The organism is Sanguibacter sp. Z1732, from assembly GCF_051020515.1.
In the GTDB taxonomy this organism is placed as follows: domain Bacteria; phylum Actinomycetota; class Actinomycetes; order Actinomycetales; family Beutenbergiaceae; genus CALKWS01.
This window is the reverse complement of record NZ_CP194857.1, coordinates 93,891-107,765: the sequence shown is the minus strand read 5'-3', so window position 1 is coordinate 107,765 and position 13,875 is coordinate 93,891. Positions and strand designations below refer to the sequence as shown.

The 13,875-nt window shown below is 68.4% G+C and carries 13 protein-coding genes and 3 pseudogenes; 10 read left to right on the top strand and 6 right to left on the bottom strand.

Annotation, left to right across the window (positions count from 1 at the left end):
• The 5 genes from gvpO to ACRRRO_RS00735 are packed head-to-tail and all read left to right on the top strand — an operon-like array spanning nucleotide 1 to nucleotide 3,416.
• Entirely contained in the window at nucleotides 1-927 is a 927-nt protein-coding gene (gene gvpO, locus ACRRRO_RS00755) for a gas vesicle protein GvpO (protein WP_424798084.1), read from the top strand.
• 27 nt (nucleotides 928-954) lie between these two features.
• On the top strand, nucleotides 955-1,350 hold the full coding sequence (locus ACRRRO_RS00750) for a gas vesicle protein (protein ID WP_424798083.1): 396 nt from the start codon (nucleotides 955-957) through the stop codon (nucleotides 1,348-1,350).
• 58 nt (nucleotides 1,351-1,408) lie between these two features.
• Entirely contained in the window at nucleotides 1,409-2,323 is a 915-nt protein-coding gene (locus ACRRRO_RS00745) for a gas vesicle protein (RefSeq protein WP_424798082.1), read from the top strand.
• Entirely contained in the window at nucleotides 2,320-2,643 is a 324-nt protein-coding gene (locus ACRRRO_RS00740) for a gas vesicle protein K (protein ID WP_424789205.1), read from the top strand. The genes ACRRRO_RS00745 and ACRRRO_RS00740 overlap by 4 nt, the downstream gene beginning before the upstream one ends.
• On the top strand, nucleotides 2,640-3,416 hold the full coding sequence (locus ACRRRO_RS00735; protein WP_424798081.1) for a GvpL/GvpF family gas vesicle protein: 777 nt from the start codon (nucleotides 2,640-2,642) through the stop codon (nucleotides 3,414-3,416). The genes ACRRRO_RS00740 and ACRRRO_RS00735 overlap by 4 nt, the downstream gene beginning before the upstream one ends.
• Here ACRRRO_RS00735 and ACRRRO_RS00730 read toward each other — a convergent pair.
• Together ACRRRO_RS00730 and ACRRRO_RS00725 are read right to left on the bottom strand one after the other, a co-directional pair.
• Nucleotides 3,363-3,755: an STAS domain-containing protein gene (locus tag ACRRRO_RS00730; protein WP_424789207.1), complete on the bottom strand. Its 393-nt coding sequence runs from the start codon at nucleotides 3,753-3,755 to the stop codon at nucleotides 3,363-3,365. The genes ACRRRO_RS00735 and ACRRRO_RS00730 overlap by 54 nt on opposite strands.
• A gap of 357 nt (nucleotides 3,756-4,112) precedes the next feature.
• Nucleotides 4,113-4,380 (bottom strand): annotated as a pseudogene (locus ACRRRO_RS00725) (GlsB/YeaQ/YmgE family stress response membrane protein).
• A gap of 142 nt (nucleotides 4,381-4,522) precedes the next feature.
• Between ACRRRO_RS00725 and ACRRRO_RS00720 the strand changes: the two are divergent.
• The 5 genes and pseudogenes from ACRRRO_RS00720 (at nucleotide 4,523) to ACRRRO_RS00700 (ending at nucleotide 10,417) form a co-directional block, all read left to right on the top strand.
• Complete coding sequence (locus ACRRRO_RS00720; protein WP_424798080.1) at nucleotides 4,523-5,467, top strand: ATP-grasp domain-containing protein; 945 nt, start codon at nucleotides 4,523-4,525, stop codon at nucleotides 5,465-5,467.
• A 4-nt stretch (nucleotides 5,468-5,471) separates the two neighbouring features.
• Nucleotides 5,472-6,719 (top strand): annotated as a pseudogene (locus tag ACRRRO_RS00715) (glycoside hydrolase N-terminal domain-containing protein); the annotation flags it as partial.
• The gene (locus tag ACRRRO_RS00710; RefSeq protein WP_434080904.1) at nucleotides 6,704-7,975 is read left to right on the top strand and encodes a glycosyl hydrolase family 95 catalytic domain-containing protein; all 1,272 of its coding nucleotides are present in this window, start codon (nucleotides 6,704-6,706) and stop codon (nucleotides 7,973-7,975) included. The pseudogene ACRRRO_RS00715 and the gene ACRRRO_RS00710, both read left to right, overlap by 16 nt.
• Before the next feature lie 51 nt (nucleotides 7,976-8,026).
• The gene (locus tag ACRRRO_RS00705; protein ID WP_424798078.1) at nucleotides 8,027-10,036 is read left to right on the top strand and encodes a beta-galactosidase; all 2,010 of its coding nucleotides are present in this window, start codon (nucleotides 8,027-8,029) and stop codon (nucleotides 10,034-10,036) included.
• Nucleotides 10,037-10,231: 195 nt separating this feature from the next.
• Nucleotides 10,232-10,417 (top strand): hypothetical protein, encoded by a 186-nt coding sequence (locus tag ACRRRO_RS00700; RefSeq protein ID WP_424789212.1) that lies wholly within the window; start codon nucleotides 10,232-10,234, stop codon nucleotides 10,415-10,417.
• 178 nt (nucleotides 10,418-10,595) lie between these two features.
• Here ACRRRO_RS00700 and ACRRRO_RS00695 read toward each other — a convergent pair whose 3' ends face one another.
• From ACRRRO_RS00695 to ACRRRO_RS00680, 4 genes and pseudogenes are all read right to left on the bottom strand, one after another.
• Entirely contained in the window at nucleotides 10,596-11,552 is a 957-nt protein-coding gene (locus ACRRRO_RS00695) for an ABC transporter substrate-binding protein (RefSeq protein ID WP_424798077.1), read from the bottom strand.
• Nucleotides 11,553-11,592: 40 nt separating this feature from the next.
• Entirely contained in the window at nucleotides 11,593-12,315 is a 723-nt protein-coding gene (locus ACRRRO_RS00690; protein WP_424798076.1) for an ABC transporter permease, read from the bottom strand.
• Nucleotides 12,312-12,968 (bottom strand): ABC transporter permease, encoded by a 657-nt coding sequence (locus ACRRRO_RS00685; RefSeq protein WP_424789215.1) that lies wholly within the window; start codon nucleotides 12,966-12,968, stop codon nucleotides 12,312-12,314. The genes ACRRRO_RS00690 and ACRRRO_RS00685 overlap by 4 nt, the downstream gene beginning before the upstream one ends.
• Nucleotides 12,965-13,791, bottom strand: a pseudogene (locus ACRRRO_RS00680) (ABC transporter ATP-binding protein). Before ACRRRO_RS00680 ends, ACRRRO_RS00685 begins: the two are co-directional and overlap by 4 nt.
• Nucleotides 13,792-13,875: the final 84 nt, after the last annotated feature.

Sequence of the window (13,875 nt, the reverse complement as noted above, 5' to 3'; positions counted from 1 at the left end):
ATGGCTAAGGAAACCGAGGAGAGCACGGAGACCGCGAGCAAGGGACGGGCTCGCAGTTCGGGGAGCAAATCCGGTTCGTCCCAACGTGCCAAGGGCAGCAGTGGACGCAGCCAGTCCCGGAGCTCCAAGGCCAAGTCGGGCAGTACCGGCAGTAAGTCGGGCAGTTCCGCCAGTAAGTCGGGCAGCACGCGGAGTAAGTCGGGCGGCACGCGGAGTAAGTCGGGCAGCACCGGCAGCGGCAGGAGTGCTGGGTCGAAGGCGAGCAGCAGCAAGTCCGGCAGCAGCCGTTCCCGCTCCACCAGCAGGCGTACCAAGAAGGACGACGCTGACCAGGCTCCCGAGGAGGAAGCCCAGGAGCAGGCTGAGCCCGAGGAGGAAGCCGAGCCCGAGGAAGAGCCCGAGCCCGAGGAAGAGCCCGAGCCCGAGGAGGAAGCCGAGCCCGAGGAAGAGCCCGAGCCCGAGGAGGAAGCCGAGCCCGAGGAAGAGCCCGAGCCCGAGGAGGAAGCCGAGCCCGAGGAGGAAGCCGAGCCCGAGGAAGAGCCCGAGCCCGAGGAGGAAGCCGAGCCCGAGGCGCCGGCTGAGGTAGAGGACCAGGCTGAGCCCAACGTGCGCGCAGAACCCGAAGAACCCGACGAGCAGGACGAGGAACAAACCGGGTCACCGAGCCGTGGCCTCTCGGCCGGCGGGGCTGCTCGGGAGGCGATGAGCCAACTCGGTGAGTTGACCGGCCGCGGAATCGAAGGGGTGGTCGGCGTCGAGCGGTCCGATGATGGCTGGCTGGTCACTGTGGAGGTGCTGGAGAATGAACGAATCCCCAGCACCACCGACGTTCTCGCCGAGTACGAGGTGTTCCTTTCCGGTGATGGTGAACTGCAGTCCTACCGTCGCACCCGGCGCTATCAGCGCGGACGGGCGCGGGGAGAGTGAGGCGAGGCGGTTGCAGGAGGTGGCGCGATGACTAGTGGACCAGGTGACGCGATCCAGCCGCAGCGCTCCCGGGAAGGCACGCTGGTACACGTCGTGGAGACGCTGCTGGACAAGGGGTTGGTCCTCAACGCCGACATCATGGTCTCGGTGGCCGGGGTGGAGTTGCTCGGCATTCGGATCCGCGCCGCCCTGGCCTCGTTCGAAACCGCCGCGAAGTACGGGCTGGAGTTCCCCGCCGGGACCGATACCGACACGGTCGCCTGGCGAGAAGCCATCGAGACCAAGGAGTCCTGCCCGGAGTGCGGCAAACACTCCCCGGTAGACCAGTTGCTGGAGCAGAGTTGTCCCTGGTGCGGTTGGCAGAGTGCCCAGGCGTTGGCAGGGAAGGACCAGCCGGCGGAGGTCACCGACTCAGATGACTGAGCAGGCTAGCGGTCCTCCAGGCACTGCCGTGGGGAGCGCAGCGGAGGTCACGGAGGCGATGCAACCCACCCGCGACCCGGCGGTCACGTTGCCGGACCTGCTCGAAGTGCTGCTGAACAAGGGGGTCTATCTCAACCTGGACCTGATCATCGCCGTCGCCGACGTTCCCCTGATCGGTATCAATCTGCGCGCCACGATCGCGGGTCTGGAAACGATGTTGGAGTATGGGATGATGCGCAACTGGGACGAGCGAACTCGTGCCTGGGTGCGCGCGTCGGTATCCCGGCACCTGCCGTTGGCCACCGATGAGGACGTCGTCGCCCGGATGGCAGGTGGCTATCTGGCCCAGACCGAGCACGGATCATGGCGTCCGGGCACCATCTACCTCACCACCCACCGGCTGGTGGCCTACCGGCGCGATCCCCAGGAGATTCTCTGGCAGACCCCCCTCGTTGACATCGAGCGGGTCGAGACACGGACCGAGCGGAGCATCGGCGGAGAGGAACGTGCCCGCCTCCATGTGAGCACCGCCGGGGGCGGTACGCACATCCTGTCCGCCTCGGAGCCGGAGCGTTTGCACGACCTGGTGCGCCACCACAGCAGCCCTTCCTCGGATCCCGCGCCGCGACCCGAGGAAGCACAACCTCTGGCCGAGGGGCGGATGTGGTTCCGCGAAGGTAGTGCGGGTAAGCCCCTGTGGCGCGGCGGCACCGGAAAACTCGACGCCGAGAGCGGCCTGACCTGGAAGGGCGCCCTGGACTCCCGTCCCGCGGTGCGGCTGCGCCCGAGCGAGATCAGGTCGGTGACCCTGCGCTCCGGGGACACCCCGCTGCTGGATACGATCCTGCTCGTGCGTACTGATTCCGGGAACGTCCACCTGGCCGTCGATGACAACGAACGGTGGGCGGGCCTGATCCTGCAACTACTGCGCCGGAACCAGCCCGAACAGGTAGCGGCGGGAGCGGACCGATGACGCTGAAGGTCGACGAGAAGAGCCTCAAGAACGGCGTCCTCACGCTGGTGGTCACCTTGGTGGAGATCATTCAGGAGGCACTGGAAACCCAGGCCATCCGGCGGATCGAAGGCGGTGATCTGACCGAGGAGGAACAGAACCGGCTGGGCGAGGCGCTGATGGAGTTGGACGAGGCGATGGCCGAACTCAAAGACGAGCACGGCCTGACCGGATCCGTGGCGGACCTGCGCCGTGGTCTGGATGACGTCGTCGATGAGGTGGTGGACAAACTGATCAACCCGGACCGATGGGCTGAAGAGGCAGGTCCGGACCACCGATGAGCGCAGACCTGTATGTGTACGCGATCAGTACCCCGGCCGAGGAACACCAACTGGGGACGGGAATCGATGACCACCCACTCAGGGTGATCACCGCACCGGGGGGCGTCGCCGCCGTCGTCCATGAGCACCGGGATGGCCCGTACCAAGGTGACGATGACGACGACGTGCGCCGGTGGGTGTTGAGTCACAGCGATGTCGCGGAACGGCTCGCCGAAGCCACCGGTGCCGTGTTGCCGGTGAGTTTCAACGTCATCGTGGCACACAGCGAGGAGGACCCGGCCGAGCAGCGGCTGCAGCGCTGGTTGCATGAGAACGCCGATGACCTCGCCGCTCGTCTGGCACAACTACGTGGCCGGATCGAGTTGCGCATCGAGATCTCTCTGGACGCCGCCACCGTGGCGCAGGGGCACCCGGAGACCGAGGTGATGCGCGCGGAGATCGACGGCAGACCAGCCGGGGTGCAGCGGTTGTTACGCAAACGTCTGGAGCATCACGCCAGGGACCTGGCTGATGCTCTCGCCGACGAGTTGTACCCCGATTACCGGCGCCGGCTTGCCGCCCTCGCCGATGACCTGGTGGAGAACCGCGCCAGTCGTGCCGAACCGGGGGAGGTGCCGGTTGCCGCATTCTCGGTGCTGGCGCCGGCCGAGCGGACTCAAGCGATCGGTAGTGCGCTGGCAAAGATCCGTGACGAGCAACCGGCAGCGCAGGTCCGGTTCCTAGGTCCGTGGCCCCCGTACTCCTTCGCCGACGTGCCGACCATGACGTCCTGACCGGGAGGCCGGGGAGTCGTCGACGATCTCAACCTCCGCACCGATGTGCGTCACGTCCAGCAGGAAGCGCACAAGTCCCGGCGGGTTGAGGAAGCGCACCCGGGTGCCGGCTCCGGAGAGCCGGGAAATGGCGGCGATGGTCATGGAGTCCATGAACAACACGTCCTGAGTGTCGACGTCGACCGGCAAGCCGTAGCCGAGCGCCTCCTCGACCGCGTCATTGAGCGTGGTGATGTCGCCGGCGTCGATCTCGCCGCCGAGGGCGAGTCGGGCGCAATCGTGCGACCTGGTCAGCCTGACCCAACCCTGCGCGCTCAACCGCTCGGACTCTTCGGGCATCCTGCTCCTCGACTGGTTGACGGACGCCCTTGTGGCATCAACGTCTGGCATCAAAGTTCGGGCCGCGGCCAGGGTCCACACGTTTGCCACAACTCATCAAAAGGCCTTCGGTTTACCGTGCACTTCAACAGATCGAGGTCGACAGGAGTGTGACCAATGCCCATCAAGGAGAAGAGCACCGAGAGGGTCAGGGCGACCGAACACCGCACCGGTGACCACAGCCAACCGTGCCGTGAGTGCGGCGAGCCGACGCGAAACGCGGACCGGTACCACTACGGGTGTACACCAACGGAGATCTACCTGGGTGCTCTGTTCCGCTGATCCGGTCAGGTTCGCGCCGAACTCGCCGCAGGAAGGTCAGCGTGTGGACTTGCTCCGGCCGCTGATCGCGCCCCAGATCACCAAGACGATCACCGAGCCGAGGATGGCCAGCAGCCAGGAGGAGATGGAGAAGAACTCATCCACATCGCCCAAGCCTGTGGCTGTGCCGATCCAACCACCGAGCATCGCGCCGATCACGCATTAACAGGCTGGCGAGCCAGCCGCCGGCGATACGGTCCTTGAGGATCGCACGAGCGATCGCGCCAGCAATAAGACCGAGCAGCAGGAATGCAATGAAACCCATGGGGACTCCTTGTTCGATCGACGGACCGGCGCCTGATGGGCCGGTGGTGGAACCGATGGTGGCATCACCGGAGGAATCGCGCATCTTGGGGCCGCGGCGGTGACCGTGGGCGTTCGCGGTGCGCGATCGGTACGGTAGGGGCGTGCCTGAATCCCGAGTTGCCCTCGTCACCTGCGCCGACCTGCCCCGTTTGCACGAGGAGGATCGACCGCTCGTGCCCGCGCTGGCCGATCGCGATGTGCACGCCGAGGCCGCCGTCTGGAACGACCCGGGCGTGGACTGGTCCACCTACGACCTGGTGTTGGTGCGCTCGGCCTGGGACTACGCAGCCCACCGCGACGACTTCGTGGCCTGGGCCCAGTCCGTGCCGAGGTTGCTGAACCCGCCGAACGTGTTGCGATGGAACACCGACAAACACTATCTGCAGCCGCTGGCCGACCACGGCCTGCCGGTGGTCGACACCCGATGGCTGGAACCGGAGCGCGAATTCACCAAGCGCGATCTGCACAATCGCTTTCCCGCTCGGGAGGAGTTCGTCATCAAGCCGGCCATCAGCGCCGGATCAATGGACACCGCCCGGTACCGCGTGCTGGCCGACGATCGACGCGCGGCCATCGAGCACGCCTCCCGGCTGCTGGCCGACGGCCGCTCGGTGATGGTGCAGCGCTACGTGCCCGAGGTCGATGTGCTCGGCGAGATCGCCCTGGTCTTCTTCCACGGCACCTACTCCCACGCCGCCCGCAAGGGCACGATCCTGGAGGGCGCCGAACGAGCCGAGGCCGGGCGCTACCTGCAGGAGGAGATGGAGCCCTACCGCGCCAGCCGGGAGGAGATCCAGGCGGGTCAGGAAGTGCTGGCCTTCGCCCGCGCACGCATTCCGGGCCGGTCCATCTCCTCGCGTCCGCTGCCGTACGCGCGAGTCGACCTGATCCCCACCCACGGCGGGGCCTCGCTGCTGATGGAACTGGAACTGGTGGAGCCGAACCTGTTCTGCTCCCTGGAGTCCGGCGCCATCGAACGCTTCGCCGACTCCATCGTTGCCGAACTGCGCATGGGGCCGGATCCGGCGAACATCGACCTGGCCTGACCACGTGGTTCGGAACCAAGACCCGAGGCCGACGTCGCATGAACTCCGCTTCACGACGCCCGCCTCCGATTGGTTGCAGGCGCTCCCGTTGGGAAACGGCCGTATCGGAGCGATGGTCTACGGGGACCCCTGGCACGAACGCCTCCGGCTCAACGACGGCACCGCCTGGTCTGGTGGGCCCGAACGTGAGTTCACCGATGACCGGCCCGATCCGCAGGTCTCCGCGCGTGCCCTGGCCCGAGCCCGGGGGGCGATCAGGGACGGCGACTGGTCCGGCGCCGAGGGCGCCTTGCGCGCGCTGCAGCAGCACCGCAGTTCGGGCGCCTTCATGCCCTTGGCAGACCTTGACATCACGATCGGGCCGGCCAGGGTAGGTGAGCAGTCCTCGGCCCCTGGCAACCCAGCCGCCACCACCGACCGCACCGGCAGCCCCGGCGCCGTAACCGCCTACGAGCGCAGGCTCGACCTGACCACCGCGACCCACCGCACCAGTTACCGCCGTGGGGCTCACCTGATCACCGCCACCACGTTCGTCAGCGCGCCCGATCAGGTCCTCGTGTGGACCGTCACCACCGAGGACCCCGCCGGCCTCGACGTCGACCTCGCCATGACCTCCCAGTTGCGCGGTGGCCTCGTCGGAACTCCGGGCGGAGCCGATTCGGTACTCGCCCTCACCCTGCCCACGGAGGTACACCCCCCGCACGACGACACATTCCGCGCCCCGGGTGCAGGTTCCGAGGAGCCGGTGCACTACGGCGCGGACAGCCAACCGGTCGCGGTGGCCCTACGCGTCCGGCACGACGGCCTCCAGATGCCCATCCAGGGTGGGACCGGAGTGCGCGGAGCGCGCGAGGTCACCGCGCTGGTCAGCACCGGCACCGGGTTCCGCGGCTTGGGTCGCGCGCCACGCCGGGACCTCCCGCAGGCGATCACAAGTGCGGTAGCCACGCTGGACGCGGCTGAGGCGCACAACACAGCCGAACTCGGGGCCAGGCAACGAGCCGACCACCAGGAGTTGTACGGGCGGGCCGAGGTGAGGTTCGCTCACGGTTCGAGTGCGCCCAGCGACGAACGCCTTGCGGCGGTCAATGCCACGGGCCTGCCCGAGTTCGAGCGGGACCCCGCGCTGGTGGCACTGGTGTTCAACTACGGCCGGTACCTGCTCGTCTGCTCCTCCCGGCCCGGGGGGACACCGGCGAACCTGCAGGGAATCTGGAACGCCGACCTACGGCCCCCGTGGAGTTCGAACTACACCACCAACATCAACCTGCAGATGAACTACTGGATGGCCGGTCCGGCGAACCTGCTCGAGCGGCCGAGCCGTTGTTCGACCTCGTGGAGGCGCTGGCCGATCGGGGCCGGCGGACCGCAGCCGACCTCTACGGCGCCCCCGGCTGGGTGGCCCATCACAACAGCGACATCTGGGGTTACACCTTGCCGGTCGGTCACGGCGAGCACGATCCGGCCTGGGCGTTCTGGCCGATGGCAGGCCCCTGGCTGGTTCGGCACCTGTGGGAGCAGGTGGCCTTCGGGGCCGACGACGGATTCGCCCGCCGCGCTTTCGAGGTGGGCCGGGAGGCCGCCGCCTTCTGCCTGCACTGGCTGCAGGAGATGCCCGACGGCGGCCTGGGCACCTATCCGTCCACCTCGCCGGAGAACAGGTTCCGCACGCCTGACGGCCGCGAGGGCAGCGCCGGAATCTCCTCCACCTGCGACATCGCGCTGATCGGTGACCTCCTGACCATCGTGACCGACCTGGCCGAGCGTCTCGGGATCAACGACGACGACGTGGTGGCGGCAGCTCGTAGTAGGGCGCTGCCGCGCCTGCCGGCACCACCGATCCGGACCGACGGCCTGGTGGGGGAGTGGGCGATGGACGTGTCCTACCCCGAGCCGCTGCACCGGCACATCTCCCACCTGGTGTTCTGCTATCCGGGCACCCGACCGATCGATCGAGACCTGGCCGGGGCGGTCTCGGCGAGCCTGGACGCCCGGGGGGATGAGTCCACCGGGTGGTCCCTGGCCTGGAAGATGGCGATGCGCGCCAGGCTCGGCCAGCCCGAGGGGGTGGAGTCCTTGATCCGCCTGGCGCTGCGCAGCAAGGAGGCCGACGCCGGCGGCCAGTCGGGTGGGTTGTACGCCAACTACCTCGCCGCCCACCCGCCGTTCCAGATCGACGGCAACCTCGGCTTCACCGCCGCACTGGCCGAGGCCCTGCTGCAGAGCCACCGCGATCGGATCGACCTGCTTCCGGCACTGCCGGCCGCGCTCGGCCCGGGTCAGGCACGCGGCCTGCTCGCCCGCGGCGGCACCGTTGTGGATGTGGACTGGGAGATCGACGACGACGGCCGGGTGGCGCTGAGCCGGGCGCGACTACGGGCCACCGCTCCCGCCGGCGCGGGCAACCGGCGGGTGTGCTTCGCCGGTGCCGGGGTGAGTGTGGACGTGCCCGCCGGCGCCCCGGTCACGCTCACCCCCGCGGATTTCGTCCCGACCGTGGCGGGGTAGGCTGCGGCCCGATGCGCCACGCCCCGTCTGAGCCCATCGGAGGATCCTGCGATGACCACCACCAACTCCTGGCCCCTGGGCGTCTCCGGGCTTGCCTACGGCTGCGACTACAACCCGGAACAGTGGCCGCGGGCCACCCGGGTGGAGGACGTGGACCTGATGGTGCGGGCCGGGGTGAACCTGGTCAGCGTGGGGATCTTCTCCTGGGCGATGCTGGAGCCGCGCGAGGGTGACTACGACTGGGGCTGGCTCGATGCGGTCATGGATCGCCTGCACGAGGCCGGGATCCGGGTCTCCCTGGCCACCGCCACCGCCTCACCGCCGCCGTGGTTGACCCGCGAACACCCGCACATCCTGCCCGACCTGGCCGATGGCACGGTGCTCTACCCAGGGTCCAGGCAGGCCTATTCGGTGTCCTCGCCGGTGTTCCGCGACTACGCGCTGCGGATGACCCGGGCGATGGCCCAGCGCTACGGCAACCATCCGGCGTTGGCGGTGTGGCACGTGGACAACGAACTGGGCTGCCACGTCCCGCACGATTTCTCCGACGACGCCGCCCGGGCATTCCGCGCGTGGTTGAGCGAGCGGTACGGCACGGTGGAGGCGCTGAACGCGGCCTGGGGAACGGCGTTCTGGTCCCAGCGGTATGACTCCTTCGAGGAGATCCTGCCGCCCCGGGTGGCGCCCCACGATCCCAACCCCACCCAGCAACTCGATTTCGCCCGGTACTCCTCCGATGAACTGCTGCGTCACTACCGCGCCCTGCGTGAGGTGCTGCGCGGAATCACGCCGAATGTGCCGATCACCACGAACATGATGCTGACCAGCCGCACCAAGTGGATGGACTACTTCGGCTGGGCGCGGGACATGGACGTGATCGCCACCGATCACTACACCATCGCCGCCGACCCCGAACGGCATATCGAGGCGGCCTTCAGCGCCGATCTGAGCCGCGGCGTCGCCGGTGGGGAGCCGTGGATGCTGATGGAGCATTCCACCTCGGCGGTGAACTGGCAGGAACGCAACCGGCCCAAGGATCCGCAGGAGATGGTGCGCGACTCGTTGTGTCATGTGGCCCGCGGGGCCGACGCGATGATGTTCTTCCAGTGGCGCCAGTCCAAGGCCGGCGCGGAGAAATACCACTCGGCGATGGTGCCCCACGCCGGCACGGACTCCGACGTGTGGCGCACCACCGTGCGCCTGGGCCGGGCCCTGGCCGCCCTGGCACCGGTGCGGGGCTCGCGGGTGCGCTCCCAGGTGGCGCTGGTATTCGACTACCAGGCCTGGTGGGGTAGCGAGCTGGATTCCCACCCGACCCAGCATCTGGACTACATGGCGGAGGTGCTGCGCTACTACCGCCGCCTCTGGCTGGAGGGGGTCAGCGTGGACATCGTGCCGCCCGGAGCCGATCTGGGCGAGTACCGGGCCGTGCTGGTGCCCACCCTCTACCTGCTCGATGACGACGCCGCTGCCTCGATCGCCGACGCGGCTCGGTCCGGTGCCTCCGTGCTGGTGACGTTCTTCAGCGGCATCGCCGATCAGCACGATCACGTCCGACTGGGCGGCTACCCCGGTGCGTTCCGTGAGTTGCTCGGGGTGCGCATCGAGGAGTTCTGGCCCTTGCAGGCCGACGAGGTGCTGCGCCTGGACGACGGCACCGGCGCCGACCTGTGGAGCGAGAACACCCACCTGGCCGGGGCGCAGGCGGTCCGCACCTGGGCACAGGGACCTCTGGCCGGAAAGCCCGCGATCACCCGCAACCAGGTGGGGGCGGGTGCGGCCTGGTACGTGGGCACCCGGCCGGACGCCGACGGCGTGCGTCGCCTCGTGCGTGACGTCCTCGCCGAGGCTCGGGTCACTCCCGTGGTGGACGGGTTGCCCGAGGGTGTGGAGGCGCAGCGGCGCCACGGCGCGGACGGCGCACGCTACCTGTTCTTGCTCAACCACACCGGCGAGGATGTGCAGGTGAGCGTGACGGGCACCGAACTGCTCACCGGAACCCGCGCCGAGGGTGCCTACACACTCCCGGCTGGGGAGGTCGCCGTCGTCCGGGAAGCCTGACCCAGCTCCCCGCCCCCCACCGCCCACTTGCCCACCCCACCCCACCCCACCGCCCCCACCCGCACCCTTAGCGGTCGAGGGCGACCCCTGGGGTCGAAAGCGACGCGCCGACCGGTCGACTATGACCACGGGCGTCGTTCTCGATGAGGTGGTGGTTCGTCGCGCCCATCAGCGAGGCTCTGACACACTGGAGGGGTGCAACGCAACCGGCTCATCTCACTTGTCCTCGTGGTCATCGCGGTCATCATCGCCTGGGTGCTGGTGCAGTTCGTCTTCACCGCACTGTGGGTGCTCCTGCGCATCGTGTTGGTGGTGATTGTGGCGGTGCTGGTCTACGTGGCTGCCTCCGCCTGGCTCAACAAACGCAGCGGCGACCGCTGACACCGCGGACCCACCCCTCCCCGCGGGCGCCGCGACCACCCAATTGGTGCCGTTGAGCGGGTCCGCCGTGCGAGACCCCGCCGGAACCACCCAATTGGTGCCGTTGAGCGGGTCCGCCGTGCGAGACCCCGCCGGAACCGTCCAATTGGTGCCGTCCGGCGGGGGCCGCCCCGGGGCGTCAGTTCAGGATGCCGGAACCCTCCAGCCAATCGGCGGCGATGTCACTGGGGGAGCGCTGATCCTCGGTGGACTCCACGTTCATCGCCACCAGATCCTGGGCCGACAATGCCGCGCTGACCTGGTTGATCACCGGAGCGACCTGCTCGGCGATGTCGGCGTTCGCCAGCGGCACCACGTGTGAGGCCAGGAACAGCCCCTCCGGATCCTCCAGCGTGACCAGGTCCTCGGTCTGGATCCGCGGGTCGGCGCTATAGACGTTCCCCACGTCCACGGTGCCGGCCACCAGGTCCTGCACCGTGGTGTCACCGGTGGCGCTGAAGGACACCTCGACCCCGTAGACCTCGCTCAACCCGCTCGGGCCGTAGGGGCGCTCCTCGAGTTCGGCCGGGCCGCCCAGGGTCAGGTCCATATCCACCTCGGCCAGGTCGGCCAGGGAGGTGAGGCCGTGCTCCTCGGCGAAGTCGGCGGTCACGTTGTAGGAGTCCTGATCGGTGGCCTCGGCCTGGTCCAGTGCCACCAGGTTCTCCGGAAGCGCGGTACCGAGTTCGGCGTACACGTCCTCCGCCTCGGTGGCCTCGGTGTCCGGGTCGTAGAACTGCAGCAGGTTGCCGGTGTACTCGGGGAACAGGTCGATCTCGCCGCTCTCCAGGGCCGGCATGTACGCATCGCGCTGGCCGATGGAGAAGTTCCGCTCCACCGTGAAGCCTTCGGCCTCCAGTGCCTGGGCGTAGATCTCGGCGATGATCTCGTTGGAGTAGTAGGCCTGGGAGCCCACCATCACGGTGGTGTCGGGGCCGGGCCCGGCCGGCGCGTCGTCCTCATCGGCGTCGGGCTCGGTGACGGCGCCGTCGTCGGTGTCGGGATCCTCCAGCGGGTCGGAATCCCCGCCGCAGGCGGCCAGCGCCAGGCCTGCGATCGCGAGGGTGGCTATCGCGGTGGTGGTGCGTGGGGTCATGCTGGAATCCTTCCGGGTCGGTCAATACGGGGTTAGGGCCTCAACTCGTGGCGAGTCGTTCGGAGGGCCGTCGTTCCTTCCTTCCGTGGGTGCGTCGGGCCTGGACACCTTTCGGCGTGACCACGCGCTCGGCGATGGCGAACAATGCGTCCAAACTAACGGCCAGCACCACGATGACCAGCGCAGCGCCGAGAATTTGTTCGAAGGTGCGCAGGTTGATGCCCTGCACGATGTGGAACCCCAGCCCCCAGTTGCCCACGTAGCCCATCAGCGTCACCGTCGAGACCACCTGCAGGCTCGCCGAGCGCAACCCGCCGATGAGCAGCGGCAGACCCAAGGGCGCCTCCACCTTCAGCAGCAGTTGCCACGGTGACATCCCCACCGAGCGGGCCCCGTCGATCACCCGGCGGTCGATCGCCTCGAGCCCCGCGTAGGCACCGGCGAGGATCGAGGGGATGGCCAAGAGCACGAAGGCGGTGACCGAGGCCTCCACCTTGTACAGCACCCCGAACACGAGCACCAGAAGGAGCACCAGCCCGAAGGAGGGCACCGCCCGGGCCGCGCCGGCCAGGGCCACTGCGAATCCGCGCCCGCGGCCGGTATGCCCGATCAGCCAACCGGCCGGGATTGCGATGGCGGCCGCGATCAGCACCGACACCACGGTGTAGAGCAGGTGCGTGCTGATCGCCTCGCGCAGCGGCAGGGCTCCGGTGGCGCGCTCGGGCGCGAAGATCCAGTCGATTGCCTCCAGGAAAAGATTCATGTCGTGGCCCTTTTCGCGCTGGTGAGCGCCGTCCACGGCATCAGGAACCGGCCCGCCAGTTGCAGCAGGGCGTCGATGAGAAGCGCGATCACCACGGTGGCCACCACGCCGGCCAGGACCGAGGCCACGATCTGTCGCTGGTAACCGTTGGTGAACAGGTACCCGAGGTTGTCGATGCCGATCAGGATGCCCACCGTGGCCAGGGAGATCGTGGAGACCGCGGTCACTCTCAGCCCGGCGAGTACCACCGGACCGGCGAGGGGCAGTTCCACCTGCCAGAAGCGTTGCCAGGGGCCGTAGCCGACGGCGGTGGCCGCCTGACGCACGGAGGGCTCCACCGAGACAAGCGCATCAGCCACGAACCGGGTCATGATCGCGACCGCGTAGATGGTCAGGGCGATGATGAGATTGACCTCGGAGAGGAAACTGATGCCCAGCAGCGGCGGCAGGATCGCGAACAGGGCCAGGGACGGGATCGTGTACAGCAGGCCCACCAGGGTCAGCACCAGGCCCTGGGTGAGGCGGTAGCGGTAGGCGACCCAGCCCAACGGGATGGATAACGCCAGCCCGAGCACGATCGGCACCGCGCTCTGGCGCAGGTGCTCCACGGTAAGCCCCCCGATCAGGTCGAGGTTATCCAGGACCCAGGTCACGGGGCGCCTTCGGCCAGCACACCCTTGGTCCGCCCGTTGGCGTCCACGAGCACCGTGCCGTTCCCGGTCTCCTTCAGGTGCAGTTTGCGGGCGCCGCGATTCAACCCGATGAAGTCGGCAACGAAGTCACTGGCCGGATTCTCGATGATCTCGCTCGGGCTGCCGCACTGGGCGATGTGCGCGCCCTTCTGCAGGATCACCACCTGATCGCCGAGCCCGAAGGCTTCCTCGACGTCATGGGTGACGAACACCACCGTCTTGTGCAACTCGTTCTGCAGCCGGGCGGTCTCGGTCTGCAACTCGGCGCGCACGATCGGGTCGGGTCCACCGCGCCGAAGGGTTCGTCCATGAGCAGGATGTTGGGATCGGCGGCCAGCGCTCGGGCCACCCCGACCCGCTGCTGCTGCCCGCCGGAGAGTTGGCTGGGGTACCGCTCGGCCAGGGCCCGGTCCAACCCGACCGTGTCCAGCAGCTCCATGGCGCGCTGATGGGCCCGGGCGCGGGGCGTCTTGGTGAGCCGGAGCACCGTGGCAACGTTGTCGATCACCTTCTGGTGCGGCAGCAGGCCGCCGTTCTGCAGCACGTATCCGATGCTGCGGCGCAGAGCCACCGGTTCCCGGTCGGCCACGGGCTCACCGTCGATCTCGATGACCCCGGAGGTTGGTTCGACCATCCGGTTGATCATCCGCAGCAGCGTGGTCTTCCCGCACCCGGAGGAGCCCACCAGCACCGTAGTACTGCGTGGTGGGATCACCAGGGAGAAGTCGTCCACGGCGACAGTTCCGTCGTCGTACTCCTTGCGGACTGAGCGGAACTCGATCATGCCCTAGCCTCCGTCGGGTCAGTGACCTGCCGTCACGACGGTACCGGACCGGAGAGCCGGTCGCTTCCCGCAGGCCCCCGTGTC